A 25,435-nucleotide genomic window follows, 5' to 3' on the forward strand; every position below is an offset into this window, starting at 1 on the left:
AGTTCCTTGCGGGACATGGCTTTCACGTTAAGTTGACACCTATGAGCATTGCTGTGCCCCTACAACAGATGTGGTTCAAATACATGAAAACTTCTGTAAGTGTTATCCAACAAAGCCTTGATTATGTTGGGTTTCGTTCCTCAACCCAACCTACATTGGAGTTATTTTTTAATTTTATTCTTATTACCCCCTTTCTAAGGGGGTCGCCACAGGCGGGGGGATCTTATCCGAACCGTATTGAGAGCAGAGAGGCTTTTACCCATAAGGGGCAAGGTTTGTAGCTTTTCCCCTGCCCCCTGCCTCTTATCAATTAATTAACGTCTGCTACCCCCACGATGAGGTACTTCAGTGTCTTGTAGCTTTATTTTAGGTGCAAAGACTTCTTGATGTTGTTGCGGCTGTTGCGGCTGAATTTTTTCCTGTGCAAACTTGACACGGGTACGAACTCCGAGATCAACGTCTGTATCAAGCATTTGCTGAAGTTGATTTGTAATCCGCGACGCTTGATCGGGTAAAGTAGCTGCTATGGCGATCGCTAGTGTTTCTAAACTTGTCACTGCCGCATAGCGCACTACCCACTCTGGATCTTGAGAAATTAGTAATAGCGCCTCTAATACCTGAGTCTGAATAGATTCTAGTTTCTCCGGCGGTACTTGCTGCCAGCGCAAAGTGCCTAATCCCCTAGCAGCTGCCCGCCGCACACTCAGGGAAAAATCGGTTTTTGCTGCCTCTAACAAGGTATCCAGCGCCCGGACATCGCCAATTCCCGCTAAGGCACGAATAGCCCAGGCTCTAGCACCATAGTTGTAGCCATCAATTAGCTGCAATAATGGCTGCACTGCGGCTTCCCCGATCGCAATCAGCCCATCTACCGCCGCCACCGCCGCCCCTGGATTGTTATAGCCCAAAGCTGCAATTAGACAAGGAACAGCTTCTTCTATACCAGCTGCTGCTAACTCCTGAACTGCGTCTAATAAACGATCCGAGGAATCTGCTTCTTCTACAGCACGGATCAATATTTGGGCCAGATCGCTGTTATTCATAATAATTTCTCTTGAGTAATTTGTCGTCAGCCAATTGTAGCTTAAGGTATCCGTAGTTGCCATCATACATAAACCCCCTAGCCCTGATTTTACAGTTAGCTTGGGGGTTTATGTGTGGTAAAGATTTGGTTATAACGTATTAATAACAACTGATTATCTAGAATTTATGACTACAACAGCGAGTCCATCAAATTCATCACTTTAATCGCACCTTCAGAGAAAGTGCTTGGTGTTATGTGATTTACTTGATGTTCTAGTAATCCTTTAAGAGAAATTAGCTTTAGACTATTTTCAGCAAGAGTCTGTGCGATCGCATCTGCTGCGGGTAGATATCCAATCGCTCCCAAATCTGCTAACACTGCTCGACGCAATTGCAATTTCTCTCCCCCGAGAGCTTTTACCAGTCGTTCTCCATAAACTGGTTCTTGGGTTAATTGATACATGGCTCGTGCAGCCGAATATTGCACCAATTCTATTGGATGCTCTAAGAATGCCTTTACCATAGGGGCAAACTCAGTCACTCTCAATGTTCCCAAGGCTTCTAAGATAGCGTCGTAGGGTTGAGATAAATCAGGCTGCTTTGATATAAGCTGCTCTCCCTGCAAACCTACTGCTAATAGCTTGATTAGCGCCGGAATACAAACCGGATCGCCCAGCATCTCTAAGGATTGTGCCGCCGCTTCCCGCACATAAAAATCTGAGCAGTCTAAACACCCAATTAAAGGTGATACTGCCTGGCGATCGCCAAGTTTCCCTAAGGCTCTAGCTGCGTTTCGTCGTAGAGGATATCCGCCTTCTGGTGTCCTGTCGGCTTCATCCTCTAAGGCTTTGATCAGTGCTGTAACCGCAGCTGGTTCACTTATACGAAACCTTCCCAACCACCACGCAGCATAAAACCGCAGACCTAAATCTGCACTTTCAAGATTAGCTAGAGCCTGCTCTACAGTTAAAGATCCACCGTCGGCATTGTCATCTGTCACGGATAAATCTTTAATGTTCTCCAGACTGGGATTCATGGCTGTGTTCGCTATGTGTTGTATCAGCGTTCAATGGCTGAATGCTGACTATTTTGCCACCCAAGCGAGTAATGCGCTGCATTTCTTGATTCATCCGGTTTTCAGGCACTGTGTAAAATACAGAGGCACTAGAACGAATGGGATAATTGGTTTTGTCGGTTTCTTCGCTTTGGCGTAGACCCACTACTTCATACCGAAAGTAGCGACTACTTGTTCTACTACTAATTTGTCCAACCATAAAATTAATTCCCAATTCTAAATTGTTATTAGTCTAAGTTCGCGCGGTCTTTCCTTTGGGAGAAGTTCTAATGCTCGGAAGCCTTCGCTCAGACTTCTCTCTTTGTCCTTATGATTATTGACACTAAAGTGGTTTCACACTGGCTATTTTGCCACCTTGTTTTACCACTCTCTGGAAGTAAGCAGATAGTCCTTCATAGGGTATAATAACAGCTTGATTGACCCGGCGTGTGCTAGGATACCCAGCCCCAAAAACACCTGCAACTTCAATGCGGTAGAGTCTGCCTTCTTGACCAAAAGTTCCTGCACCACCGAAAGTACTGTTGGGGGTAACGCCTTTTTCAGGAGCAACGTAGGAAAAACCGGAAGGGCCACCAGAGGGAGGAACAACAACTGATGCACTATTACGACCGAGTTCGCTAGCAAGGCGCGAGGACTTGCCTTTGAGTTGGGAGGTATCGCTACTGGCATAGCCGCGATAAAGTTGGAATATCCGGCTAAATCCCACAGTTTTCTGTCCTGTTTGGGTTTTAAAGCCACGATAGTAAGGCACAATGTTTTCACCAAAGTTAGATTGATACTCTGGCGAATCAATATAAGAATCTATGTCGGCTTCATATCCCTTGTTTTGGTACAAGTCTAGGTGATAGACCACATCAGACTCATCATAAGGAGCACGACCCAACAAATGTTTATAGTTCAGTTCGATGACGCGAGTTTGGAAATTGTCGTAGAAAAACTTGGATTTGTACAGTTCTGATTTAGCTAGTTGACGCACAAACTCTTGCACTGTAATTTTCCCATCGCGCAGGATAGATTCAGCACTTGTGAGGCGGTCAGATGTCAAAATGTAGTTGTTGCCTAAAACTTGACGATAGACGGCAGCAATTACTCTCTCAATGTCTTCTTTGGTTGCATTTGCACGCAATTCCACAGGAGACTGATCGCTAAAAGGTTCTGTTCCCAGACGGGAAGCTGCTGTTGTAATAGCCATTGGTAATTTTCCTTTGTAAGTTAGTAGTTGGGAAAAGTTAGGAGTTAGGAGTTAGGAGTTAAGAGGAGGAGTAGAGTTAGGAATTCAAAACTCCTTACTTCTCACTCCTGGCTCCTAACTAACAACTTCTAACTCCTCCTTAATTCCCGATTCCCTATTTATACGGCTGTAATGCTAATAACCTTACTGCCCTTGCGATTCAACTGCTGCAATTTACTAGAAAGTTGCTCGTATGGTACGAGCAATTCCGCAGTACCACGCCGCACTACAGTTGAATTCGGGGAAGCTGCTTGTAACACTCTGATGCGGTATGTTTCCCCGCGACCACCTGTAGAAAGACCTGTTAAGGCTCCCGAAGAGACTGGGTAAATGGGTGAAGCTAGATTCTTAGCTACTTCCCAGGTTAGCCGCCCTTGTTTTTGTCCTTGAGCGCGATCGCTATTGGCGTAACCCCGATACAGTTGAAACAGTCGGCCATAGCTAACGTTTTTCAGTCCTACCTGGCTTTTAAAGCCTCGATAGTAGGGCACAATATTTTCGCCAAAACTCTCTTGATATTCTAATGAGTCAATGTAGGAATTAATCTCAGCTTCATAACCTTGTGAGTTGTAAAGCTCAACATGGTACGAAATTTCTGACTCATCTTGCGGGGCCCGCCCCAATAGGTGTTTATAATTCAACTCGATAAACCGAGTTTGGGAGTTGGAGTAGAAAAACTTATCCCGATAGAGTTCCGATTGAGCAATGGCTTGCACAAATCCCCTAACTGAGATTCCACCTTGCTGCAACAGTGATTCTGCACTGACAAGACGTTCTCCTTCCAGGAGATATTCATTACCCATAACCTGACGGTAAGCCGCCCGGATAACCACTGCTACATCCGCTTCTGTTCTATCGGGACGTAGTTCTACTAATGGTAAGTTTTCAAATTCTCCAATCCCTAATCTTGCTGCTTGTCCCAAAGCCGCCATCTTTACCCTCCTCAGTTTTTACTGCAAAACTGAAAACTTTTTAGAAAAATTTTTTCTAGTCTTTTAACAGTCTTTTGAATATAAAACTGCCCGGAGAGGTAAACAACTCATAGAACTCACTTGTCATAAGAGCTGATTTTCTCTCCGGGCTAAAGAAACACTCTAGCTTAGAGTATTGATTACATAGTCGATGTAAGAATTGGCTTCAACAGCTGGGTCACCGCTTAGACCGTGGTTAGCTTTGATGTACTTGAGAGCTTCAATGTACCAGCTAGGAGACAGATCAAAAGTCCGGTTGATTTCAGCCAAGCCAGAAATCAAGAAATCGTCCAAGGGACCTGTGCCACCAACAACTAAAGCATAAGTGATAATCCGCAAGTAGTAGCCGACATCACGTACACACTTGCCTTTGCCGCGTGCATCAGACGCGAAGTTGGGGCCTTGTTGTTGAGTGGTGTAAGGGAACTTGCTATAAACTGCTTGAGCAGCACCTTCGGTCAAGCGTTGAGCATTAGCGCTCAATGCTTTTGCTGCTTGTAAGCTAGCTGGTGCTTGGCGGAAGCGACCAAAAGCAACTTGAATTTCGGTGCTGCTGAGGTAGCGGCCTTGAGAATCAGCCGATGCGATTGCTTCCGTTAAAGGTGTTTTTGTCATTTTGGTATTTCCCTTTTACAAACTTGATTGTTGAAATTTTGTTTTGTCCTAATGGACGATTATCTCAGTCAATAGCAGCAGTATCTGCCTTAAGCTACTGCTGAAGCAGCACGATCAAAATAGCTAGCTATTTCAGATGATAGAGCGCTGCAATCTCCTCTGGTGATGTTGTTTGTATCGTTGACAATAGCCAGAGAAGCTTGTTTCAACTTTTGAATACCAACAGCAACTGAAGCTCCTGGAGTTCCCAATGCCAAGTAGGTTTCCCGCAAACCATTGAGGGCACGATCATCTAACACGCTGGAATCGCCAGCAAAGATCGCATAAGTGATATAGCGAAGAATGATGTCCAAATCTCTGATACAAGCAGCTGCACGACGGCTGGTGTAAGCATTACCACCGGGAGTGATCAATTGGGGTTGTTCTGCCCACAAATCACGAGCCGCAGCAGCAACTAGAGCTGACGCATTGCTGGTAATACGGTTAACAGCATCTGCACGCTTGTTACCATCTTTGACTAGTTCGCTCAATGCATCCAATTGTGCATCGGAGAGATATTCCCCACGTGTATCAGCTTGGGAAACTACTTTTGCAAATGCATCTAAAACCATTGCCTTAAATCTCCTAGTTTGCTTGGTTAAGAATAATTGGACTCAAAACTGAATGATTCAGTTTGTTTTTGATGTCAGTACTGCCTGACGAGTTACGAAAGGTTCAAAACAGACATCCACGGAATAAGTTTACGATCTCCAGGCTTTCAGATTAAAACTTTTGTTAAAAAACTTCAAACTTCTGTGAATGACTGGAAAACCTGATTAAGATGTTGTTTTTTCCTTCTAAGTTATCTTTATACAATGCTGCCGCGTCATTATTTATTACAAATTATTGTTATGTTTGTTAATTTAGTTTACATAACTTCACAGATTTATTTCTTTTAGCTATTGACAGAGAAGATTGGAGATTGAAGATCGCAGATTGCTTTATTGTTTTCCGAGAGTGACAAAACAGGGTTAAGCTCAAACCCTTTTCAAATCTCGTTTCCAGTCTCCGACTGGAAATACAGATCAATTGCGGCTCTTGCCGCTAGTGGTCTGTCCCATTAATTTTGCGGGGTTGTAGAGACGGGAAATTTCGCGTCTTTACAGGGTTTTGGTAACAAACTAATCAATCAGAATTAATGAGACAGAGCACTAGTAGTCTGTGCCATTAGTTATGAAGGGTTTGTAGTGAGCGATTTATCGCTCAAATCAAGGACTAAAGTCCTTACTACGAACTTTTATCGAAAAAGTAAGGGTTCAAAACCTCGCCGGAAGTCAAGCGAAAAAATCCTTGTATTCTCTTGGTAGCTTGAAACCCTCTGCCCGTTGTGTCGGGCTTAGTTTAATTGCGAATTGCTCTCTTCGTAGCGGGGCGAAGCCCATTACGAATTGCGAATTGATTTCATAACCCTTCTATTGCAAGAGGTCTGTTGAACTATGTAGGATTAGACTGGGTTCGGTTTTGAAGTAGCTGGATAATAGCAGCTTTTTCTAAGATTCCAACTAGGACACCATTCTTACGAATCACGGGAAGCACAGATAGCTTTTGTTGTTCGAGTAGCTGCATAACTTCCAGCAGAGGTTGATCGGATTGAACTGTGGTAGATTCGGTAATTGGTCGCATGACTTCTTTTACTTGAGTTTCTGACCACAGTGCTGTTGGGATGGTTCGTAAATTATCAATTGCGTAGGCGTAGCCCGTCGTAGACATCGCACCTACTAATTGTCCATCATCATCAGTCACTAAGAACCGATGCCAGTTTTGCCCACTTATAACTTGCTCATCGGCAAACTCTCTCAAGGTAAGATTACCAGATACAATCGGGCTATCAGGAGTTACAGCATCTTCGGCTGTCAAACCTGTGAGTTTTTCTTGCACTCTGGCAAATTGAGCAGCATTACCAGCATTTTGCAACAAGAAGAAGCCTATTAACAAGTTCCAGAAGTTACCGGCGTTGCCAAATAATACTAAGGGAAGTATACCTGAAAGAATTGCTACCCAACCAAAGATTTGCCCAACTCGACTAGCAAAGGTCACACCTTTATAAGGATTACCCGTGATTTTCCAAACTAGGGCTTTCAGTATATTTCCGCCATCTAAGGGTAAGCCAGGAATCAGATTAAACAGGGCTAATGCTAAGTTAACGGAAGCTAGAACACCAAGAATTGCAGCTAACGGCCCTGATGCAGCAGTAGTAACACCAATAGCTGTAACGATACCGCACAGTAGTAAGCTAACTAAGGGCCCGGCGATCGCTACCCAAAAAGCTTCACCTGGGGTTTTCGACTCTTTTTCTAAGCTAGCTAAACCGCCAAATATAAATAGTGTGATAGATTTGACATCAATTCCCTGACCAATCGCAACAAAACTGTGGCCTAATTCATGGGCGACGACAGAGGCAAATAACATCAGCGCACTCATCAGTCCTAGTAGCAAAGCTAATCCCGCAGATAATTGGGGAAATTGTGCCGCCAGTCCACTGCTATAGCTCCAAGTTACCAAACCCAGAACTAAAAACCATGACGGATGAATATAGAAGGGAATTCCGAAGAGATTACCAACGCGAATTGTGCCATTCATGTCGTTCACCTTTGATTTCAGCTTTGAGAAGTTTACTTTTTTCCTTCTCGATGTCTTCAGTGTAACGAAAGGTTAAGAGATTTTAATCTTGATGACGGTAGTGGTGTCCGTCTGTAAAGGTGCGGTTATTGGCATGAGGGGATCTTCGCGTGATGTGACTCAAACTTTAGATCCCCCAACCCCCTTAAAAAGGGGGCTAAGAAAAAGTTGCACACGACGTTTTGTATCAAAGTTAAGGGACTTCCAAGTAAAAAAATATTCCATTGCTATTGTTCACTGTTGACCGTTGACGGTTCACGAGTTTTTCAGTCAACAGTCAACAGTCAACAGTCAACAGTCAACGACTTGAATGTGGAATAATTTATTTTTTGGAGTTCCCTAAGTGAAATCCTATCAAGGAACTCCAAAAAATAAGTTATCCAATTTTTGGAATCAAAACGACTTTTCCTCACCCAACTAAAAGCTCCATCTGCTGAGAAATTTTCTGCAACATCGGGGCAATTATATCAGCAGGGACAGGACGACTGAAGTAGTAACCTTGACCTTCCTCACATCCCTGCATTTTCAGATAGTCAAGCTGTTCTTGGGTTTCTACACCCTCTGCGGTGATACTCAACCGGAGGCTTTTTGCGAGGGCAATAATGGCATTGGTAACGGCGGCGCTATCAGGATTGGACATAAGATCCTGCACAAATGACTGATCAATCTTCAGTATATTCACAGGAAAGCGCTTCAAGTAGCTCAAGGAGGAATAACCGGTGCCGAAGTCGTCTAGAGCCAACCATATACCCAGTTCTCGTAATTGTTTTAAGGTTTTAATCGATCGCTCAATGTTACCCATTAAGAAGCTTTCTGTTACTTCCAGTTCGAGATCAGATGCTTGGAGTTCAGTCTCCTCAAGAATTTGGTTGATCACCTCAACCAGATAGGGTTGTTCAAACTGTCGAGATGACAGATTCACAGACATCCTAATTGGGGTAAATCCAGCAAGCTGCCAAGCACGGTTTTGGGCGCAAGCAGTTCGCAAAACCCATTCGCCAATTGGTACGATCGCACCATTAGCTTCTGCGATCGGAATAAATTTTGCTGGAGAAATCATACCTAAAGTAGGATGCTGCCAGCGAATCAACGCTTCCACAGCTGTAATTTGTCCGCTATGTAAATCAATTAGAGGTTGATAATAAACCAGCATTTCGTTACGCTCAAGCGCCCCATGTAATTCATTTTCTAATGTCAATCGTTTCTGCAACTGAGCATTAATTTCCGGCGAATAGAATTCGTATTGGCTACGCCCTTGCTGCTTCGCTTGGTAAAGCGCTATGTGAGCCTGTTGCAAGAGTTGCTCTACGCTGTTGTGATCGTTGATGCCATTAATTGTTATCCCAATGCTAGCGGTGATATGAATCGAGTTACCCTCAATAGAAAAAGGTTTGCTCAGGGTACTCAACAGCAGCTGAGATAGCTTAATCACACTTTCAAAAGAAGCAATCTCCATTCGGACAAGAGCAAATTCATCTCCACTCAAATGGGCAAGAATATCTGTTTGTGCTATGCAGGTTGATAACCTCTGGGCAACTGCTCTTAACAACAAATTTATTGCCTTATGCTCCAATCCATGACTTATACCAGTGAAATCATCAATACTTAGCAAAAAGACAGCTACAAGACGCTGGTTATTTTCAGGTTTGGATAAAATTTCACGGAGGCGATCACAGAATAAATCACAATTGGGCAATCCAGTCAAGTTATCATAATTAGTGATGTGGTGAATTAACTCATCTAATTTGTGAAGAGTTCGTGAGGTATCTGCCATCAATGTACCCGCTTCATCAGCAAATTCTGTGGGCAATTCAGGTAGAGTTTTGGTGTTCAGATAATGTTGCAATGCAGCAGATGTCACAATGACCGGTTTGAGCAGATGGTTTAGCGCGTAGAGGGTGGCGGCTGTACCCGCTAACGTCGCCAACAGAGCAATAATCATAACTCGCGCTGCCATCTCCCAAGAATAGGAGTTTGAGATGACGAAACTCAAAAGTAAAGTCAAAAGTGGTACGTGAGTGCCCAAAAATGCCACCAACATAATTTTAGCGGTGTAACTTTTCTTGAGCCATCCTAAATTAGCTAGGAATGAGTAGAGGTAGAGTTTGTGATTGAGGTTCATAAATAATTTTTGATAGGAGAGCAAATTAGTTCCGAGCTATTCTGACAAAAAGTGTTTTTAATTCGCAATTTAGTGGAATAAGCTCTCGTGGAACCCAACCCTCATAAGGTTATATATTATGCTTCCCAATTTAGTTTTCTACTTGATATATATAACGATAAAGTTTCTGTAAAACTTATTTAATAAGGAATGTCAGCATTAATACGTAGCTAGATTAATGCTGATATTCTATTAATATTTATTAGTTTGTCTTCATGTGATATCAAAGACCATATAAAATTCCGGCTTGAATTTTGAAAGCATACTGAGGCTCAAAACCAGTTTTTGACCCCTTTTTCTTCTCTTATTGCGATAAATCTGGGTTAAGCTTCAAGTCTGGCCAAGCCTAATTTTGTGCAGCCTATTAGATAATTGGTATTATTCGGATTTGTGCAAAAAGTCAAGTTGATTGAGTTAATTATAAATATTTTTTACTTTTTTAGATTTTTTGATTTACTTGTATCCATAAAACTTTATTCTGAAAAACGATGTTTATAGCCAGTCAACTTGTATGAGTAGCGAAAAAACTACAGAATTGCCGCTCTGGGTACAAGATAGAGATATAGTCATTGCTCATGATGAAGAAGTACAGTGGCGAGAAGGAAAACGCCCGGATTATTCTTACACCAATGAATTTCTTCATCAAGAGAGTCAATTTCAGCATCCAGAAGGTTCTTTAGAAGCAATCGCACAAAACTTAGTCCGAAATTTTGAGATGGAAGCTTCTAATAAATCTAATCCTCAACAGTGGCTTTCGATTGTTACTGATAAGTTTAAGATGAGTACCAATGGAGGACAACAATATACTGCTCAGGATGTCGCAGTCGAAGGTACTTATAATCTGTTCCTGGGTGAAAGTGAGCAGTATAGCTCTGAAACAGAAACCTTTGAATCTTCATTTGAGGTTTTTCATAATGCTTTTGCTAATGGCTTCCTTTGGGAATTAACAGAAGTTCTTTCGGGGCCACCTAATGTTACTTTTAAGTGGCGACATTGGGGAACATTTAATGGTTCCTATAAAGACTATGCACCCACAGGAGAAACAATAGAAATCGTAGGAGTTAGTATTGCTCGCCTGAGTGATGATTTAAAGATTGAGTCTTTAGAGCATTATTTTGATAATAATGTCTTTCTTCAAAAATTAACCGCAGGGGGTTGTCCCTTCCATTCCCAAAAGGAGTAGCCCTGGCAGCTATAACAATCCTATCTGATTTGTGAAAATTCGCAGTGTCCAGATCCCCGACTTCTTAAAGAAGTCGGGGATCTAACTTTTCATGAATGATTTAGGATTGCTATAGAAGTCGCACTAGTTTGACTACATGAGACAAAATCTGCCTCCGCAGATTAGCAAACCTTTGATTTTGTATTAGTCCACGGAGGTGGACGAAAGTTTGTGTAGTAGCGACTTCTAGTCGCCTATTGATTGCTAGAAAAGAGTCGATTTGTAACTTCCTGTAACACCTTTAATGCTGTTAATGAACCTCGAATCAGCCGAATAGCTGCAAGAGGTTGTCGAAGCATTGCCATCGCTAAAGGCAAAGGATTTAGGGAGCCATCAGAGTTAATTGCTGGTGTGAGATCGGGGATATTGTGCTGACAATCGTCGCTGACTACTCGCAGCATTGCCACTGCAACTCCATCTGCATTGAAAAACTCTAGGGCGGTAAATGCTTCCATATCAACAACATCAGCTGCCAAAGTCTCACCCAAATAGCGTTTTTCGGCAGCAGACGAAATTACGCGATCGCTTGTCATAGACTTGACTAATGAGGCTTTTTCTGATATTGCAGAGTGTAATTGTGCTGTGAAAGTGCGATCGCACTCTAGCCGCTTCCCTTGATAAACACAATCTTCATACAGGACAATATCACCAACTGTATAGCGATCGCTCAAGCTACCACATATACCCATAATCAGCACTCTGGATGGAGCTAAAAATTGTCCTTGTTGTAGGTATTTAAGTAAAGGCTTCATCCCAACAGGTATAGCTACTATCGTTGGGATGGAACCAGTAATGCCGCTTAATCCGCGACAGACAGCTTTATATTCTGCTCCCTGAGGTACCAGAATTGTGGTAGTGGGCAAAAAATTAGGCACTAGCCCTCTCGACAGTTTCAAGTTTACGTTTGGGTATTAACTCAAGGATGCGGAGGGCGATACTGGCAAGTCTGGGTAGTAATTGCGGTTTCAGTAGTCGCGGATCATACTTGCTCATCCGGCGCTGATTTTCTGATAGACAAATGCTGAGAAACTTTTCGATTGTGAGGTCTTTGCTAAAAACGTCAGTACCCGTAACGGCGAAGCCAGTCTTACTAGGGTCATCATTGCCAAAGACGGCAATCAAATTACTGAGTGCCTTGCCGTAGTACCAGAGGGTTTTGATACTCCGCAGAGGCGTAAATCCCTGACCACGATGAATTTGTGTATAGGTAAACCAGTTGACAAAAAAGACAATATGGCGTGTCTCTTCGTCAATGATCGGATCAAAGATTGTGAAGATTGACTCAGGAAACACATTAGATTCACGAGCGATCGCAAATAGCCCATAAGCAAAGAAGGTATCCAGGCACTCTTCAAAGCCAAAGTGCGTAAAGACTGGCTCAATATTTTGGGGAACTTCAATAGGTTGACGTTTTGGTATTTGGATACCGTAACGGTCAATTAATGTTTGAAGTAAGCGGGCGTGGCGTAATTCTTCTTTACCTTGGAGAGCGATCGTATTTTGTAAAATAGGATCATTCACCATCGCTGCGTAACCACTAACTACTGCTCCGGCTTGTCGCTCTGTATCCAAAGCTTTATCCCAGAAGGGAATACTGCGTAGCAAAGTCAAGGCTGTATCGTCCAAATCTGGCCATGGCAGATTCTCAGGATCGTATTCCCTGTAGCTTTCCATAAAGCTCTGACAGAATAATTCCTTATGCTCAACAGAACCAAGTTTCATCTTTGAAGTTTCCTTTTGTATTAAAGATTGGGTCATATCTGAGTAACAATAAGTAATATTGCTGTTTAGTAGTAACAAAAATTCGCAAACCGAAGGTGATTGCTGTAGCATGACTAAATAATTGTGTCACCTACACGATAATTTTCCAAGATGGTAAAACTTCATAACTCCAAATCCGCACGAGAAGTCTTCAATATTTCTAAATTGGCGATTCAATATTCGTGGCTGACGGTGAGTTTTTGGATTGCCGTAACGGTAGCTGGTGTTCTGGCTTTCAGTTCCCTCAAGTATGCTTTGTTTCCAGATATTACCTTTCCAGTGGTGGTTGTGAATGCTACAGCCCCCCTGACAACTGCCCTGGATACAGAGGCGAAGCTCACTAAACCCCTGGAAGAACGCCTCCGCTCCCTAGAAGGACTGGAGAATATTCGCTCATCCACTTATCCTAGTCAAACAGCCGTTGCTCTTTCTTTCGCCGTTGGGACGAATTTAGAAACATCAACCAAAGAAGTTGAAACTGCCCTCAAGCAGTTGACTCTACCTCAAGGAGCGACTTCTAAAATTATTCCCCTGAATTTAAATGAGTCAGCCGCCATTAGTTATGCCATTGAGAGTCCCACGCGGAATCTTACAGATTTGACAAAGTTGGCGAAAGACGAGATTGTGAGTGCGATCGCTAAACTGCCAGGTGTCTTAAAAGTCTCACTGTTGGGTGGTGCTACTGCAACTCCTCCCGTAAATCCATTGAATGCGAGTGCAGCTATTCCCCAAGCAGGTGCAACATTAGTCCGATTCAATGGGCAAGATGCACTGGCATTTCAGGTAATCAAACGTGGCAATGCTAACACTTTGGAAGTAGTGAGTCGAGTTGAGAAAGAAGTCCAAAGGCTACGCTCTACCCTCAAGGATGTCAAACTCACCTTAGCTGCCACCCAAGCAGAATATATCCGCCAAGCCACCAAGTCAACAATTGATGCGCTGATGGAAGCAATTTTGTTGTCAATAGTGGTAATTTTTCCTTTTTTATGGAATTGGCGAGCCACCCTAATTTCTGCCTTAGCGATTCCTACGTCTTTGTTGGCGACGTTTATCGTCATGGCGATTTTCGGCTTCAACCTGGAGACGATTACGCTGCTGGCCTTGGCCTTAGTTATCGGTAGTGTAATTGATGATGCGATCATCGATGTCGAAAACATCATGCGGCACATCGAAGAGGGGGAAACTCCCCGCCAAGCCGCCTTTTCAGCTACAGATGAAATTGGCTTAACAGTCGTCGCCACCACTGCTACAGCAGTAGCGGTTTTTTTACCCATTGGTTTGATGGGAGGAGTAATCGGGCAGTTCTTTAAGCCATTCGGAATCACGGTTTCAGCAGCGATGATTGCTTCAACATTGGTTGCGCGTACTTTGTCACCCGCCTTAGCTACCTACTGGTTAAAACCTGCTACTTCAACTCCCCGACGCCAGGAAACAAACACCTGGGCGAATTTTACTCAATATTACAGAAACTTACTCCACTGGTCTTTAAACCACCGCAAAACAGTCGTCACCTTAGCTATACTCAGCTTTGTTGCAGGTATGGCACTGAGTCTATTCATTCCCAAAGGGTTTATTCCTAAATTAGATCGCGGCGAGTTCAATATTACTTATACCGCCCCCTTACCAAAAATCCCTGAGCAATTTTTGCAAGGACGAGCAGGAATTTCTCCCTCATCTCCCTCATCTCCCCCATCTCCCCTATCTCTCTCATCCCCAATTCCCATCCCCAACCCTTTGAATGATTCTCTAGAGGTTGCCAAAAAACTAGAAGATGTGGTGAGAAAATCTCCAGTAGTGGAAACTGTGTTTACTACTGTTGGTTCTCGTGAGGGTGAGCCAAATAAAGGTACGCTTTATGTGAAGCTCAAAGAAAACCGCAACATCAAGACTGGGGAAGTACAAGACCAATTACGCTCATCTTTGCCTAATCTCCCTGGTGTAAGTACCAGCGTGGAAGATATTCAATTTGTTGACACTGGTGGACAAAAACCCTTACAGGCATCACTACGAGGCGATAACCTCCAAAGCCTCAGCAAAGCTGCCAAGGCAATTAAAGAGCGTATCGAAAAACTACCGGGATTTGCTGATGTCACTGTCACAAGTGAAACTAATGCACAGGGTACAGTTTTTCAAATTGAGCGGCTCAACAATCAAAGAGTTGCCTATATTAGTGCCAATCTGGGCAAAGATTTGTCCTTGGGTAGTGCCACAGACCAAATAGTGGAACAAGCAAAAGCAGTATTACCTGCTGGTGTAACTTTAGACTTGGGAGGAGATTCTGCCCGCCAAGGTGAAGTATTTAGTAGTTTTGGTAGTACTTTGCTTTTATCAGCACTGTGCATTGTCGTGGTACTGATTCTGCTATTCAAAAGCTGGATAGACCCAGTAGTTATTGGTGTTTCTTTGCCCTTGTCAATTGTCGGCGCTATGTTGGCTTTACTCTTCACCAAGAGTGACTTTGGCATGATCTCACTGATTGGCTTTGTATTTTTGTTAGGACTAGCAAACAAAAATGCCATCTTACTGGTAGATTACATCAACCAACTCCGCAAATCTGGATTAGACCGCACAGAGGCGATTCTCAGGGCGGGGCCAGTGCGCCTCAGACCAATTATGATGACCACTGCCTCTACACTTTTAGGAATGCTACCGATCGCATTAGGTTTTGGGGCTGGTTCGGAATTGCGATCGCCTATGGCTGTAGCGATCGCTGGTGGACTCGTAACTTCAACTATCCTCAGTTTGATTGTTGTGCCGGTAGTCTACGCCATTTTAGATGATTGGTTTCCCCGATTTCAGACCAGGGAGAAAGGTTGATGCAAGTTTTTGTGACTGGGGGTACGGGCTTTATTGGTGCCCACTTAGTACGGTTGTTACTCCAACAAGGATATGATATCAAAGCCCTGGTGCGCTCAAACAGCAATTTGGAGAATCTACGCGGTTTGGAGGTGGAAATTGTCAAAGGCGATTTGAACGATCCAAATCTCTGGCAACAGATGAGAGGTTGTGAATATTTATTTCATGTAGCAGCCCATTATTCCCTGTGGCAAACAGACCGAGAGTTACTCCACCATAACAATGTCCTGGGTACGCGCAATGTGTTGGCAGCAGCCCGCAAAGCTGGCATTGAGCGCACGGTTTATACTAGTTCGGTAGCGGCAATTGGGGTAGGATCATCTGGGGAAGTTGTGGATGAAACACATCAGAGTCCCTTAGAAAAGTTGGTTGGTGACTACAAAAAATCTAAGTTTCTCGCTGAACAAGAAGCCATACAAGCCTTTGCTAAAGGTCAAGAGGTAGTTATAGTAAATCCCAGCAGCCCGATTGGCTCGTTGGATATCAAACCTACCCCCACAGGTGATATAATTCTACGATTTTTACGAAGGCAAATGCCCTTTTACTTAGATACTGGTTTGAATTTTATCGATGTGCGGGATGTAGCATGGGGGCATTTACTGGCTTTGCAACGGGGTAAATCAGGCGATCGCTATATCTTAGGTAATCAAAACCTCAGTCTCAAGGAACTACTCGAACAACTCGCCGATATCACAGGTTTAATAGCACCTCAACGAACAGTACCCGCTTGGTTACCCCTTAGTGTTGCCTGGGTTGATGAAAAGATTCTCGCACCCTTGGGGAAATCGCCCTCAGTGCCATTGGATGGGGTTCGGATGGCGAAACAACCTATGTATTACAATGCCGCTAAGGCTGTACGAGAGTTAGGTCTACCTCAATCTCCGCTAAAAGCGGCACTTAAGGATGCTGTAGATTGGTTTGTTGCTCAGGGGTATGTCAACCCCTCTGGAGAATTAAAAATTGAAGACCCCACAGATAAATCTTGGGGTTGAAAACGTGGTGTATTTATATCTAAAAGAGGAGCGATCGCAACAATGGCAGTTAATTTACAACAAGCTATGGATATTGGGAAGTATCTTGTTACCCAGCGTTTGAAAGGACGTAAACGCTTCCCCTTAGTATTGATGTTGGAACCTCTTTTTCGGTGTAATCTAGCCTGTACTGGTTGTGGTAAAATCCAACATCCAAAGGAAATTTTAAAGCAAAATCTCACCCCAGAACAGTGCTTTGCCGCAGTGGAAGAGTGTGGCGCACCGGTTGTCTCAATTCCTGGGGGAGAACCTCTCCTACATCCCCAGATTGATGAAATTGTTCAGGGATTAATTGAGCGCAAGAAATATATTTACTTGTGTACCAATGGCTTGTTGTTAGAAAAGAGCCTGGATAAGTTTCAACCTTCTCCTTACCTGACTTTTAGTGTGCATTTAGATGGAATGCGGGAGTTGCACGATCAATGTGTCGATCGCAAAGGTGTTTTTGATATTGCTGTTAAAGCTATTCGCGCCGCTAAAGCTAAAGGCTTTCGTGTCACCACTAACACCACTATCTTTGAGGGTACTCAACCTGAAGATATGCAAGAGTTCTTCGACTTTCTGGACACACTAAATACTGACGGAATGATGATTTCTCCCGGCTACAGTTACGAGTGGGCACCAGATCAAGATCATTTTCTGCATCGAGAACAAACACGCGCCCTCTTCCGGCAAATTCTGGCTCCATACAAAGCTGGTGAAAAAAACTGGAACTTCAATCACAATCCGCTTTTCTTAGATTTTCTCACCGGTGAAAAAGACTACGAATGCACGCCTTGGGGTAGCCCTAGCTATAGCGTTCTCGGCTGGCAAAAACCTTGCTATCTGCTGAACGAAGGTTATTACTCTACCTTCAGGGAATTACTAGCACAAACTGACTGGAGTCAATACGGCCAGAAGAGTGGTAATCCCAAGTGTGCCGATTGCATGGTTCACTGCGGCTACGAACCCACCGCCGCAATGGATGCAATGCAACCGCAAAATATGGCGCGTGCCCTTGGCAGTGTGTTTGGCAGGGGCTAGTAGTCTATCGCAAAAGTTTTGATAAGTGAAAAAGTTCGTAGTAAGGACTTTAGTCCTAGATTTTTCAGCACGCTTTGTGCTTACTACGAACTCATCAAAATTAATGCAATAGACCATTAATAAGTAGTAAATGCTACACAAAACAAGAGTGCGATGCCTGCGGTGGGCTATTCGGCGTCGCACCTTAAGGATTATGTTTTGGTTCGTAGCGAAAAAGATGTAGTCACAATTATTGAACGCATCGCGGCAGTCCCTACCCTACTAAGAGTTGAGGGTAGGGACTGCCGCGATGCGTTCAAAAGTTACTCCAGTTGTAGCGGTTCTTACGACTCAACCTACTCAAGCTGCAATTGCCAATGCCCCAACTAACGGTAATGGCACAACTCCTCTGCTGCAATAATCCACCAAGCTTGAAATCTGTCACCGACGAGAAATAATTAGTCACTGTACACTTGATTTATGTCAAACTTTAGTGTTAAGTAATACTTTCATCAAAGCCGATGATGGGATTTGAACCCACGGCCTGCTGATTACGAATCAGCTGCTCTACCACTGAGCCACATCGGCGTACACAATCTAAGAGTATAACATGATTTAATCATGGTAGATCAAAATCGCAAAAATCGCCTTAACCCTGAACAATACGCCAGCCTCAAAGCAGAAATAGCCGCACCTTATCGCGGCTTACGACAATTTTTCTACATCGCTTTCGGTGCTTCTGGCTCACTCGGTGCATTCGTCTTTTTCTTCCAAGTGCTTGCCGGACGCAATGTTGAGAGTGCAATACCTAGTTTAGCTCTCCAAATAGCGATCGTTGCCTTAATGGTCTTCCTTTGGCGCTGGGAACAGCGTTGGCAACAACGCTCGAATTCGGGTAAAAATCCTAATTCCTGAAGTTGTAAAGACGCGAAATTTCGCGTCTCTACAGGGTTTTGGTAACAAACTAATCAATCAGAACTTATGAGACAGACTACTAGTACAGTACGGCGTAAATAAACCACCCATTCTAAATAACCAAAAAGTCTGCTCCATAAGCTTTTTGACTTTTGACTTCCGCCATGCGGTACTAGAAATTTACTGAGCTGTTACCAAATAGGATGAAGGAATTGGTTGAGCACGTCCAGCATTGACGAGTGCCTGGTAAACAAAGGCAGCAACTTCGGCTCTAGTCGCTTCACGATTAGGATTGAGTTGCTTGACTGTGGGATAGTTGATAACTAGTTGCCGTGCAGTTGCGGCAGCAACAGGAGCGATCGCATAATTAGGAATCTGGGCAGCATCGGTGTAAAAGGAAAGGACATTCTGATTACTCGCAGTTAAGCCCAAACCATTAGCTAAAGATACTAATGCTTGAACTCTAGGAATTTCCTGTTGTGGCTTAAAAGTGCCATCGGGATAACCAGAAACAAATTCACTTTGGTAAGCAGATTGAATTGCAGCGTTAGCCCAGAAATTGCTTGCTACATCCTTAAATTTGATTGCTGCGCGTTTGGTTGGTGGTGTTAGGGCTTTAGTGACAATAGTGGCGAATTGAGCGCGGGTTACAGGATCATTGGGTTTAAAGCTGCCATCAGGAAAGCCAGCAATAATATTTTGGGAGGCTAAAGCTTCGATGTAAGTTTTTGCCCAGTAATTTGCTGGTACATCTTTAAATGCAACAGCCCCTCCAGGGGGTGGGTTAACAGTTGCGGCAACAAAATCTACTGAGCCGAAAATCTTTTTCTGATCGATATCATTGCCAACAGCGACAATTTGACCGGTTTTAGTGGCATTGTTCACATCATAACGAGTGTTATTGCGAATAAGATTACCACCAGGATTTTCGTTGGTGCCAAGGTCGGGTAAAGCGTTGACAGTCGCTACTACACCATCCCGTTTATTGTTCTGAATAACATTCTTACGCAATACGGGCTTTGCTGATTCGGAGATATAAAGACCGTCTTGGTTTTGGACAATTTGGTTTTCCACAATTTGGGGTGTGGAAGTGCCACCGATCGCTAGACCAAAACCAGTATCCTGAAATAAGTTATTCCGAATTTCTCCTTGAGCAGCTCTAGTAATGGAAATTCCATTGCCTTTGTTTTGCACAAAGACATTACCTTCGATTTTGGGATTGGCTGTACCCGTAACAAAAACACCCTCTCTGACACTGTTAGTAAAAGTACTGTTTTTGATACTCGGATTAGTTGACTCCACCCACACAGCCGTACCCCGGCTATTTGGGTTGGTGACGGTGACACCTGCGATCGTGGTATCTTGGTCTGCAAGGATGGTAATATCCTGTCTGGCAAAGCTGCGACTAGTGTAAAAGCCTCCACCTGTAATTAATATCCCCTGACCTTTAGTAGCTTCATCACCCCGCAGTGTTACCCCTGGTTTAAGCAACAGTGGGAAGGTTTCGCCACTTTCTTGGTTATAGTTCCCAGGTGCTAATTGAATAACTGCACCTGGTTGGGCTTGACTTAGAGCGAAACTTATGCTTTTGTAGGGTGCAGATGACGTTGTACCAGCACCAGCACTATCTGCACCAGTCGCTGGATTCACGTAAATTACTGCGGCTGTTGCAGGGGCTTGCGCTGTCAAAGTCGGGGCAATACCTTCTAGGTGACTCGCACCAGCATTAACCTCACCAGGTAGTATTATTGACCCACTAGAAACAACTAGCAAGGCTGTTAGTCCGGCTCCCACGCGTAAAGTAAAAGTATCTCTGAGATAGCTCTTAGAAAGAAGGCGAAAATTTTTCGCTAGAGAAATGTGAAAACCCCGGTATTTCATTTTTTGAGTCTATGATGTGCTGAATTACTGTGTGTCGGACAAGGTTGAAGGTAGCAAGCAGCCTTGTAGCTGCTATCAAACCCATGCAAAACTATACTGGATGATTAGCATTGATTCCGCTAAATTCCTTAGATAGATCACAGAACTTATACATTAGTTATATTATTTTATTTAGAAAATTCTACTAGTACGCTATAGCCAAAGTTTGCCTAGCTGTGACGATGGGATATTACCCCAAGTCTTATTAATTGAGATGGTAGCTGTATCTCAGCCAAGCTCTACTAAGCACTTTCGGGAGAAGCGAATGTGTCAATAAGCCCCTCGCTGCCTTGTATAAGCGCTCATTCTGTCTACTAAATTAACGCCGTGTGCAACTTTCTCTCAGACCTAACCCCCAACCCCTTCCCTACAAGGGAAGGGGAGCAAGAATCAAAGCCTCTCTCACTGTGGGCTACGGTGTATACACAAGTTTTGTCCACATACGTTTCAACTCTTTTACCCACATTTTTGTCAGAGTTAAATTGTCATACAGACAGGCAATCCCGCCCAGAACTAAAGTTCAGCGGCTCATAGCTGAAGTCCACTTAAGTGGACTAATTGATTGGTTTGTGGTAATTCGTCTAAACTACTAATAGGCAAATTGGCATCAATAGCACCTCCAACACTAACCTGCCATAAAGTAGCGATTGCGATCGCTAACCAATGTCTCTCGGCTCGTTTGGTATCTGTCATTTTAGTTTGATGCCAAGCAAAACCACCTCTTTTACCGTCTTTAAATAGACATTCAATCCAAGAGCGCATCGAATACCAACAAGCATCCGCAATTTCGGGATGTAAATCGGTGAGAATTAACCAAGGTTCGGTATAGCCCTCGTCATGACGGGCTAACAATGTACATTCAATCGGGTTACTTTTGAAACAAGTTACCAATGACTCAAATGACTCACCAACTTCTGGAACAAGAGTATTTAGAGGTCAATACAGTTCAGTTAAGCCCAAAAACCTTGGTAAAGACGCGAAATTTCGCGTCTCTACAGGTCTAAAATTAGTACCAAAAATCCTTAACTGAACCGTATTGATTTAGAGGTAGCCAAGAAACAGTACCTTTAATTTTAAACTGCCCCTGAAGGTTAATCCGCATAAAAGGATGCCAACCACAGTTCAAGATTTGTTGATACAGCCACTCAGCATAAAGCCCTCTATCTGTGGTGACAATATATTCACCTTGCTCCAAACAGGAACCTCACTGTCGCCGTGTTCGCCGATAATATTGGATAATTTTATGGCAATATTGATTTTTCGGTTAACATCTCTGGTGATTCTTGATTCTCAGAATAACTAGAGTTAAAACCATCTGCTATATCTTTGATAAAACCAGCTACAGGTACCGCAACTAGCAAACCTAAGACTCCGCCAGCATTGGTTCCTACAAGCAAAGCAATTAACACCCATATTGGTCTTAGTCCAGTAAATTTACCTAAAAGACGAGGTGCGATCGCCTGATCAATTACCTGATCAATGACAACAGCTACCGCAAAAATCTTCACTGCTAGCCAAAAGTCATGTGTGGCTATTATTAAAGTTATTACAACAAGACTGACGACATCGCCAAAGGGAATTAAACTCAAAAACCCAACCCCCAAACCAAAAAGTAAAGCAAACTGGATTTGAAAAGCCAAAAACAATAATGTTAATGAAACTCCCATCAGCAAAGCTAAACTTCCCTGACCAATCAAGTAATTTTGAAAGTTTTGTTGAATAGATTGGCTTACCTTCTGAGCAAAATTTCCAGGTAACTTTTTAAATATCCCCTCCCAAATCCTTGGGCCATCTAACAACAGATAGAAAGTCAGTACTATTGTGATTAATGCCTCAGAGATACTATCAATCGTATCTATGATAATACTTAAAAGTTTATCTGAAAGAAACTCTAATTCACTAGGTAATTGCTCAGTTAATCGGCTTAATAACTGACTTAAATTCACATTTAATTTGTGCCTAAAAAACCAATCATTTAAAATCTGAAGTTTTTCTTCGCTAGAATTAATCCATTGGGGAAGGACTTTCACCATCTCATTAAATTGCTCTAAAACAATGGGAACCAAAGTGATACCCAGAGCAACAATAATTATCACTGCTGATATAAAAACTAATGCTACTGCATAACCACGTTTCACTCCTCGCTTTTGGAGAATGGTAACAGGATAGTTTAAAACGAATGCAAGCAAAGTAGCTAATAAAAGAATTGTTACGACAGGTTGAAAATTTTTAACAAGCAAAAATGCTAGCCAACCATTGAGAAAGACTAGAGGAAATAACAGCGTAAAAATTAACCATCTAAGCAGTTGATTCAGTGAAAAATTCATAATTAATTTAAAAGCTAAAATGATTCTAGTTACTAGATTGAACCGAGTAATTAAATCTGCTCCAGAGAAAGTAAGTAGAGCGGTGTAAATAATTAAAGGTTCGTAGTGTACCCCTGCGGGGAAGCAAGCTACGCCCAGCGTCTCGTAGAGAGGACTTTAGTCCTTATTTTAGGACTAAAGTCCTCACTACAAACTAATTTCAATATTTTTTACATTACTTAACTTATACCAATTCAATTAATGATTGCAATACATCCTTGGGTAAAGACGCGATGAATCGCGTCTCTACAAATGGTGTATTTGTCGCATTCTTTTTTCAAATTGGTATTACTTTGATTTATTCTCGCCTACTTACTTAGACAATAAAAATCTTTCCCCATTCCCTATTTCCCATTCCCCACTCCCCATTATTCCAATTAGTAACTTTCAGCGAAAGCTAAAAATTGTTCCTCATTTATTCGGCCTGCTTGATACAGAGTATTAGTAATTTCCGAAATAGTTAAAACTGAGTGGCTGCGATAACCATTTTGCTGTAACCTATCTTTCACCCCTTGTTCATGGTCGATAAATACTACAATATCATCAACTTTTAATCCTGCTGATTCCAACTTTCCTGCCCCTTCCATGACACTTTTACCACTGATGAGAATATCGTCAACCACTACAACTGTTTCACCAGGATGAAAGTTACCCTCAATGACTCTCCGAGTTCCATGTGCTTTTACCTCTTTTCGAGGGAAAATCATCGGACAATGAAGGCGCAAAGCTAAACCAGTCGCAGTAGGTAAAGAACCATAGGGAATACCTGCTAATCTATCAAAAATTAGATTCTTCAAAATATCCTCATAAGCTGTGAGAACTTGATTAAAAACTTGGGGATTGGAAATAATTTTGCGTAAGTCGATGTAATAAGGAAATATAGCTCCTGATGCTTGGACAAAGCTGCCAAACATAATGCAGTCAATATCATAAAGTTGTAAAATCAAATCCTGGTGGGGGTGCTGATTTAGGAAACAAACATCAGGAAACCACACAGGACATGTGGAATTTTCGTGAATAATTTCAGCTTTTATTTGATTAATTTCTGTGCGTAGAGACTGGATTTCTTCAGATAGTTGGGTGTTTCCCAACATATCTTGAGGAACAGGAATTAGTAAACCATCACCGTTAGCATTCAAACCTGCTTCTAAAATTTGCTTCAGGTTTGCGCCTTCCGCCCAGATGCTACGCGCCATAATAATTCGTTCAGGCGCGATCGCTCGAATAAGTGCTAAAATCTCAGGATTTGTAGTTCCCACTTCCAAACCCAATTGTTCTGGAGTTCCCCAAGTTTTTGATTCTTTTACCACCTGTAAATAAAGGGGTGACTCGTTTGTAGGATATTGCTGTAAAGCTTCTGCACCTGGATTAGAAGTACAACATAAAATAAACACCGCTTTACCCTGATAGACCAAAAAAGGTGCTACATGATCTTGTCCTGTATAGGGACTCAGAGTGATTGCATCCACTTGCCATTGTCTAAACACAGTTTGGGCAAAAATGGTACTAGTATTTAAGTCGCTATGTTTGGCATCTAAAATTACTGGAATATGGGCTGGAATAGCTGCTAAAGTTTTGTACAGTAATTCTAAACCGGGAATACCTAATGCTTCGTAGAAACCAAGCGTCGGTTTATAAGCACAAACGAAATCAGAAGTTTCAGCAATAATGAATTGCAACCACTTCCACAAACCAGTGATGAGTTCTTCCGATTCATAACGCACAGGCATCATCTCTGGATTTGGATCAAGTCCTACAAATAGTAAGCTTTGATTTTGCAATATATTCCGATTCAATTTATCAAAAAAGTTCATATTTTTAGTTTAAAAAAAGAGTCAATTTTCCGTGTTTTCCTATCTCCATGACCATAGTTTGTTTACCAAAACATTGATTCTGTTAATTCAGTACCGCCAGCTTTCCGCCCTAATTGAGAGTGAATTACTACAAATAAGATAACCATTGGCACGGAGGCAAAGTGAACAATTCGCAATGCTTGCCAATCGCCAAAGAAATCGACAATCCAGGGAAATTGAGCAGGTTTATACATTCCTATTCCTGTAAATAACGCCAGCAGCAAAATAGGAATAATTGCTGTATAAACAATCCGATGCCAAGCATAAATTAGACGTTTGGAATTTTGACTTTTTTGTAATGCTTTGAAGTCATTAGCACCTACAAACCGATGTCGCCAGCGCCGAGTAATTAAAATGTAAATTCCATACCACAGGAGATTCAGCGAAAATATCCACATTGCTGCAAAATGCCAGTGTCTACCTCCTGCAAGCCAACCTCCTAAAGTAAATATCGGAGGAATGTGCAAACCTGCACGTCCCCCAAAAACAGGGTTGGCGTTGTAAATTTGTAGTCCACTGGTGAGCATGATAAATAGACTAATGATGTTACACCAGTGAAAAATTTTGGCTGCGATCGCTTGGTTGGGTGGCTTTCGAGTTTGGGAGGGGTTCAAAGTCATAGATTTTGACTGATAAAATTTGCTGTTTATCTGTCTTGGGTAAATGGCCTAGGAAGTTTGGGGGTAGGCATTACTCACCTTTATTTTCCCATTCTATGACTCAGTATTCTGACATTGATGGTTTACCATCTGCTGTTTTAACTGTCAGTTTAGGT

At 42.7% G+C, this 25,435-nt stretch carries 23 protein-coding genes and 1 tRNA gene; 6 read left to right on the plus strand and 18 right to left on the minus strand.

Features of this window, described 5'->3' with window-relative positions:
• Window positions 1-314: 314 nt before the first annotated feature.
• The 8 genes from D1367_RS21830 to D1367_RS21865 all read right to left on the minus strand — a co-directional run bounded on the left by D1367_RS21830 (window position 315) and on the right by D1367_RS21865 (window position 7,534).
• On the minus strand, window positions 315-1,109 hold the full coding sequence (locus D1367_RS21830) for a HEAT repeat domain-containing protein (RefSeq protein WP_323808674.1): 795 nt from the start codon (window positions 1,107-1,109) through the stop codon (window positions 315-317).
• A 104-nt stretch (window positions 1,110-1,213) separates the two neighbouring features.
• Entirely contained in the window at window positions 1,214-2,059 is an 846-nt protein-coding gene (locus tag D1367_RS21835) for a HEAT repeat domain-containing protein (protein WP_118168220.1), read from the minus strand.
• The gene (locus D1367_RS21840) at window positions 2,034-2,297 is read right to left on the minus strand and encodes a phycobilisome linker polypeptide (RefSeq protein WP_118168221.1); all 264 of its coding nucleotides are present in this window, start codon (window positions 2,295-2,297) and stop codon (window positions 2,034-2,036) included. Before D1367_RS21840 ends, D1367_RS21835 begins: the two co-directional genes overlap by 26 nt.
• A 123-nt stretch (window positions 2,298-2,420) precedes the next feature.
• The gene (locus D1367_RS21845) at window positions 2,421-3,290 is read right to left on the minus strand and encodes a phycobilisome linker polypeptide (protein ID WP_118168222.1); all 870 of its coding nucleotides are present in this window, start codon (window positions 3,288-3,290) and stop codon (window positions 2,421-2,423) included.
• A 158-nt stretch (window positions 3,291-3,448) separates the two neighbouring features.
• A complete protein-coding gene (locus D1367_RS21850; RefSeq protein WP_118168223.1) occupies window positions 3,449-4,261 on the minus strand; it encodes a phycobilisome linker polypeptide in 813 nt (270 codons plus the stop codon).
• A 162-nt stretch (window positions 4,262-4,423) separates the two neighbouring features.
• Window positions 4,424-4,915: a phycocyanin subunit alpha gene (cpcA, locus tag D1367_RS21855; protein WP_118168224.1), complete on the minus strand. Its 492-nt coding sequence runs from the start codon at window positions 4,913-4,915 to the stop codon at window positions 4,424-4,426.
• Between the two features lie 89 nt (window positions 4,916-5,004).
• Window positions 5,005-5,526, minus strand: coding sequence for a phycocyanin subunit beta (locus D1367_RS21860; protein WP_118168225.1), 522 nt, complete (start codon window positions 5,524-5,526; stop codon window positions 5,005-5,007).
• 862 nt (window positions 5,527-6,388) lie between these two features.
• On the minus strand, window positions 6,389-7,534 hold the full coding sequence (locus D1367_RS21865; protein ID WP_118168226.1) for a site-2 protease family protein: 1,146 nt from the start codon (window positions 7,532-7,534) through the stop codon (window positions 6,389-6,391).
• A gap of 207 nt (window positions 7,535-7,741) precedes the next feature.
• Here D1367_RS21865 and D1367_RS31870 point away from each other — a divergent pair, with 207 nt between their 5' ends.
• Window positions 7,742-7,894: a hypothetical protein gene (locus D1367_RS31870; RefSeq protein WP_220450972.1), complete on the plus strand. Its 153-nt coding sequence runs from the start codon at window positions 7,742-7,744 to the stop codon at window positions 7,892-7,894.
• An 88-nt stretch (window positions 7,895-7,982) separates the two neighbouring features.
• Here the strand turns inward: D1367_RS31870 and D1367_RS21870 are convergent, their stop codons facing one another.
• A complete protein-coding gene (locus D1367_RS21870; RefSeq protein WP_118168227.1) occupies window positions 7,983-9,695 on the minus strand; it encodes a putative bifunctional diguanylate cyclase/phosphodiesterase in 1,713 nt (570 codons plus the stop codon).
• Window positions 9,696-10,245: 550 nt separating this feature from the next.
• Here D1367_RS21870 and D1367_RS21875 point away from each other — a divergent pair.
• Window positions 10,246-10,917, plus strand: coding sequence for a SnoaL-like polyketide cyclase (locus D1367_RS21875; RefSeq protein WP_118168228.1), 672 nt, complete (start codon window positions 10,246-10,248; stop codon window positions 10,915-10,917).
• A gap of 233 nt (window positions 10,918-11,150) precedes the next feature.
• Here the strand turns inward: D1367_RS21875 and D1367_RS21880 are convergent, their stop codons facing one another.
• Together D1367_RS21880 and D1367_RS21885 are read right to left on the minus strand one after the other, a co-directional pair.
• Window positions 11,151-11,831, minus strand: a complete 681-nt coding sequence (locus D1367_RS21880) for a 5'-methylthioadenosine/S-adenosylhomocysteine nucleosidase family protein (protein WP_118168229.1) — start codon at window positions 11,829-11,831, stop codon at window positions 11,151-11,153.
• Window positions 11,824-12,678 (minus strand): ferritin-like domain-containing protein, encoded by an 855-nt coding sequence (locus tag D1367_RS21885; protein WP_118171618.1) that lies wholly within the window; start codon window positions 12,676-12,678, stop codon window positions 11,824-11,826. The genes D1367_RS21880 and D1367_RS21885 overlap by 8 nt, the downstream gene beginning before the upstream one ends.
• A 150-nt stretch (window positions 12,679-12,828) precedes the next feature.
• Here D1367_RS21885 and D1367_RS21890 point away from each other — a divergent pair, with 150 nt between their 5' ends.
• The 3 genes from D1367_RS21890 to hpnH are packed head-to-tail and all read left to right on the plus strand — an operon-like array spanning window position 12,829 to window position 17,627.
• Window positions 12,829-15,534: an efflux RND transporter permease subunit gene (locus D1367_RS21890; RefSeq protein WP_118168230.1), complete on the plus strand. Its 2,706-nt coding sequence runs from the start codon at window positions 12,829-12,831 to the stop codon at window positions 15,532-15,534.
• A complete protein-coding gene (hpnA, locus tag D1367_RS21895; protein ID WP_118168231.1) occupies window positions 15,534-16,565 on the plus strand; it encodes a hopanoid-associated sugar epimerase in 1,032 nt (343 codons plus the stop codon). The genes D1367_RS21890 and hpnA overlap by 1 nt, the downstream gene beginning before the upstream one ends.
• Before the next feature lie 42 nt (window positions 16,566-16,607).
• Entirely contained in the window at window positions 16,608-17,627 is a 1,020-nt protein-coding gene (hpnH, locus tag D1367_RS21900; protein ID WP_118168232.1) for an adenosyl-hopene transferase HpnH, read from the plus strand.
• Window positions 17,628-18,122: 495 nt separating this feature from the next.
• On the opposite strand, the gene D1367_RS21905 is transcribed toward hpnH, so the two are convergent.
• Window positions 18,123-18,194 (minus strand) — tRNA-Thr (locus D1367_RS21905).
• 33 nt (window positions 18,195-18,227) lie between these two features.
• Between D1367_RS21905 and D1367_RS21910 the strand changes: the two genes are divergently transcribed.
• A complete protein-coding gene (locus D1367_RS21910; RefSeq protein ID WP_118168233.1) occupies window positions 18,228-18,521 on the plus strand; it encodes a DUF3493 domain-containing protein in 294 nt (97 codons plus the stop codon).
• 180 nt (window positions 18,522-18,701) lie between these two features.
• Here the strand turns inward: D1367_RS21910 and D1367_RS21915 are convergent, their stop codons facing one another.
• The 6 genes from D1367_RS21915 to D1367_RS21940 form a co-directional block, all read right to left on the minus strand.
• A complete protein-coding gene (locus D1367_RS21915) occupies window positions 18,702-20,402 on the minus strand; it encodes a DUF1565 domain-containing protein (protein WP_118168234.1) in 1,701 nt (566 codons plus the stop codon).
• Between the two features lie 567 nt (window positions 20,403-20,969).
• On the minus strand, window positions 20,970-21,332 hold the full coding sequence (locus D1367_RS21920) for a hypothetical protein (protein WP_194198606.1): 363 nt from the start codon (window positions 21,330-21,332) through the stop codon (window positions 20,970-20,972).
• 115 nt (window positions 21,333-21,447) lie between these two features.
• Window positions 21,448-21,636: a hypothetical protein gene (locus D1367_RS21925; protein WP_118168235.1), complete on the minus strand. Its 189-nt coding sequence runs from the start codon at window positions 21,634-21,636 to the stop codon at window positions 21,448-21,450.
• Between the two features lie 46 nt (window positions 21,637-21,682).
• Window positions 21,683-22,768: an AI-2E family transporter gene (locus D1367_RS21930; RefSeq protein ID WP_118168236.1), complete on the minus strand. Its 1,086-nt coding sequence runs from the start codon at window positions 22,766-22,768 to the stop codon at window positions 21,683-21,685.
• A 416-nt stretch (window positions 22,769-23,184) separates the two neighbouring features.
• On the minus strand, window positions 23,185-24,621 hold the full coding sequence (locus D1367_RS21935; protein ID WP_118168237.1) for a bifunctional orotidine-5'-phosphate decarboxylase/orotate phosphoribosyltransferase: 1,437 nt from the start codon (window positions 24,619-24,621) through the stop codon (window positions 23,185-23,187).
• A gap of 62 nt (window positions 24,622-24,683) precedes the next feature.
• Window positions 24,684-25,280: a cytochrome b/b6 domain-containing protein gene (locus tag D1367_RS21940; protein ID WP_118168238.1), complete on the minus strand. Its 597-nt coding sequence runs from the start codon at window positions 25,278-25,280 to the stop codon at window positions 24,684-24,686.
• Window positions 25,281-25,435 lie beyond the last annotated feature (155 nt).

Source organism: Nostoc sphaeroides (assembly GCF_003443655.1).
Classification (GTDB): domain Bacteria; phylum Cyanobacteriota; class Cyanobacteriia; order Cyanobacteriales; family Nostocaceae; genus Nostoc; species Nostoc sphaeroides.

Coding starts and splice junctions, on each gene's coding strand:
- D1367_RS21830 (WP_323808674.1), bottom strand. CDS start 1,109: ATGATGGCAACTACGGATACCTTAAGCTACAATTGGCTGACGACAAAT.
- D1367_RS21835 (WP_118168220.1), bottom strand. CDS start 2,059: ATGAATCCCAGTCTGGAGAACATTAAAGATTTATCCGTGACAGATGAC.
- D1367_RS21840 (WP_118168221.1), bottom strand. CDS start 2,297: ATGGTTGGACAAATTAGTAGTAGAACAAGTAGTCGCTACTTTCGGTAT.
- D1367_RS21845 (WP_118168222.1), bottom strand. CDS start 3,290: ATGGCTATTACAACAGCAGCTTCCCGTCTGGGAACAGAACCTTTTAGC.
- D1367_RS21850 (WP_118168223.1), bottom strand. CDS start 4,261: ATGGCGGCTTTGGGACAAGCAGCAAGATTAGGGATTGGAGAATTTGAA.
- cpcA (WP_118168224.1), bottom strand. CDS start 4,915: ATGACAAAAACACCTTTAACGGAAGCAATCGCATCGGCTGATTCTCAA.
- D1367_RS21860 (WP_118168225.1), bottom strand. CDS start 5,526: ATGGTTTTAGATGCATTTGCAAAAGTAGTTTCCCAAGCTGATACACGT.
- D1367_RS21865 (WP_118168226.1), bottom strand. CDS start 7,534: ATGAATGGCACAATTCGCGTTGGTAATCTCTTCGGAATTCCCTTCTAT.
- D1367_RS21870 (WP_118168227.1), bottom strand. CDS start 9,695: ATGAACCTCAATCACAAACTCTACCTCTACTCATTCCTAGCTAATTTA.
- D1367_RS21875 (WP_118168228.1), top strand. CDS start 10,246: ATGAGTAGCGAAAAAACTACAGAATTGCCGCTCTGGGTACAAGATAGA.
- D1367_RS21885 (WP_118171618.1), bottom strand. CDS start 12,678: ATGAAACTTGGTTCTGTTGAGCATAAGGAATTATTCTGTCAGAGCTTT.
- D1367_RS21890 (WP_118168230.1), top strand. CDS start 12,829: ATGGTAAAACTTCATAACTCCAAATCCGCACGAGAAGTCTTCAATATT.
- hpnA (WP_118168231.1), top strand. CDS start 15,534: ATGCAAGTTTTTGTGACTGGGGGTACGGGCTTTATTGGTGCCCACTTA.
- hpnH (WP_118168232.1), top strand. CDS start 16,608: ATGGCAGTTAATTTACAACAAGCTATGGATATTGGGAAGTATCTTGTT.
- D1367_RS21910 (WP_118168233.1), top strand. CDS start 18,228: ATGGTAGATCAAAATCGCAAAAATCGCCTTAACCCTGAACAATACGCC.
- D1367_RS21915 (WP_118168234.1), bottom strand. CDS start 20,402: ATGAAATACCGGGGTTTTCACATTTCTCTAGCGAAAAATTTTCGCCTT.
- D1367_RS21930 (WP_118168236.1), bottom strand. CDS start 22,768: ATGAATTTTTCACTGAATCAACTGCTTAGATGGTTAATTTTTACGCTG.
- D1367_RS21935 (WP_118168237.1), bottom strand. CDS start 24,621: ATGAACTTTTTTGATAAATTGAATCGGAATATATTGCAAAATCAAAGC.
- D1367_RS21940 (WP_118168238.1), bottom strand. CDS start 25,280: ATGACTTTGAACCCCTCCCAAACTCGAAAGCCACCCAACCAAGCGATC.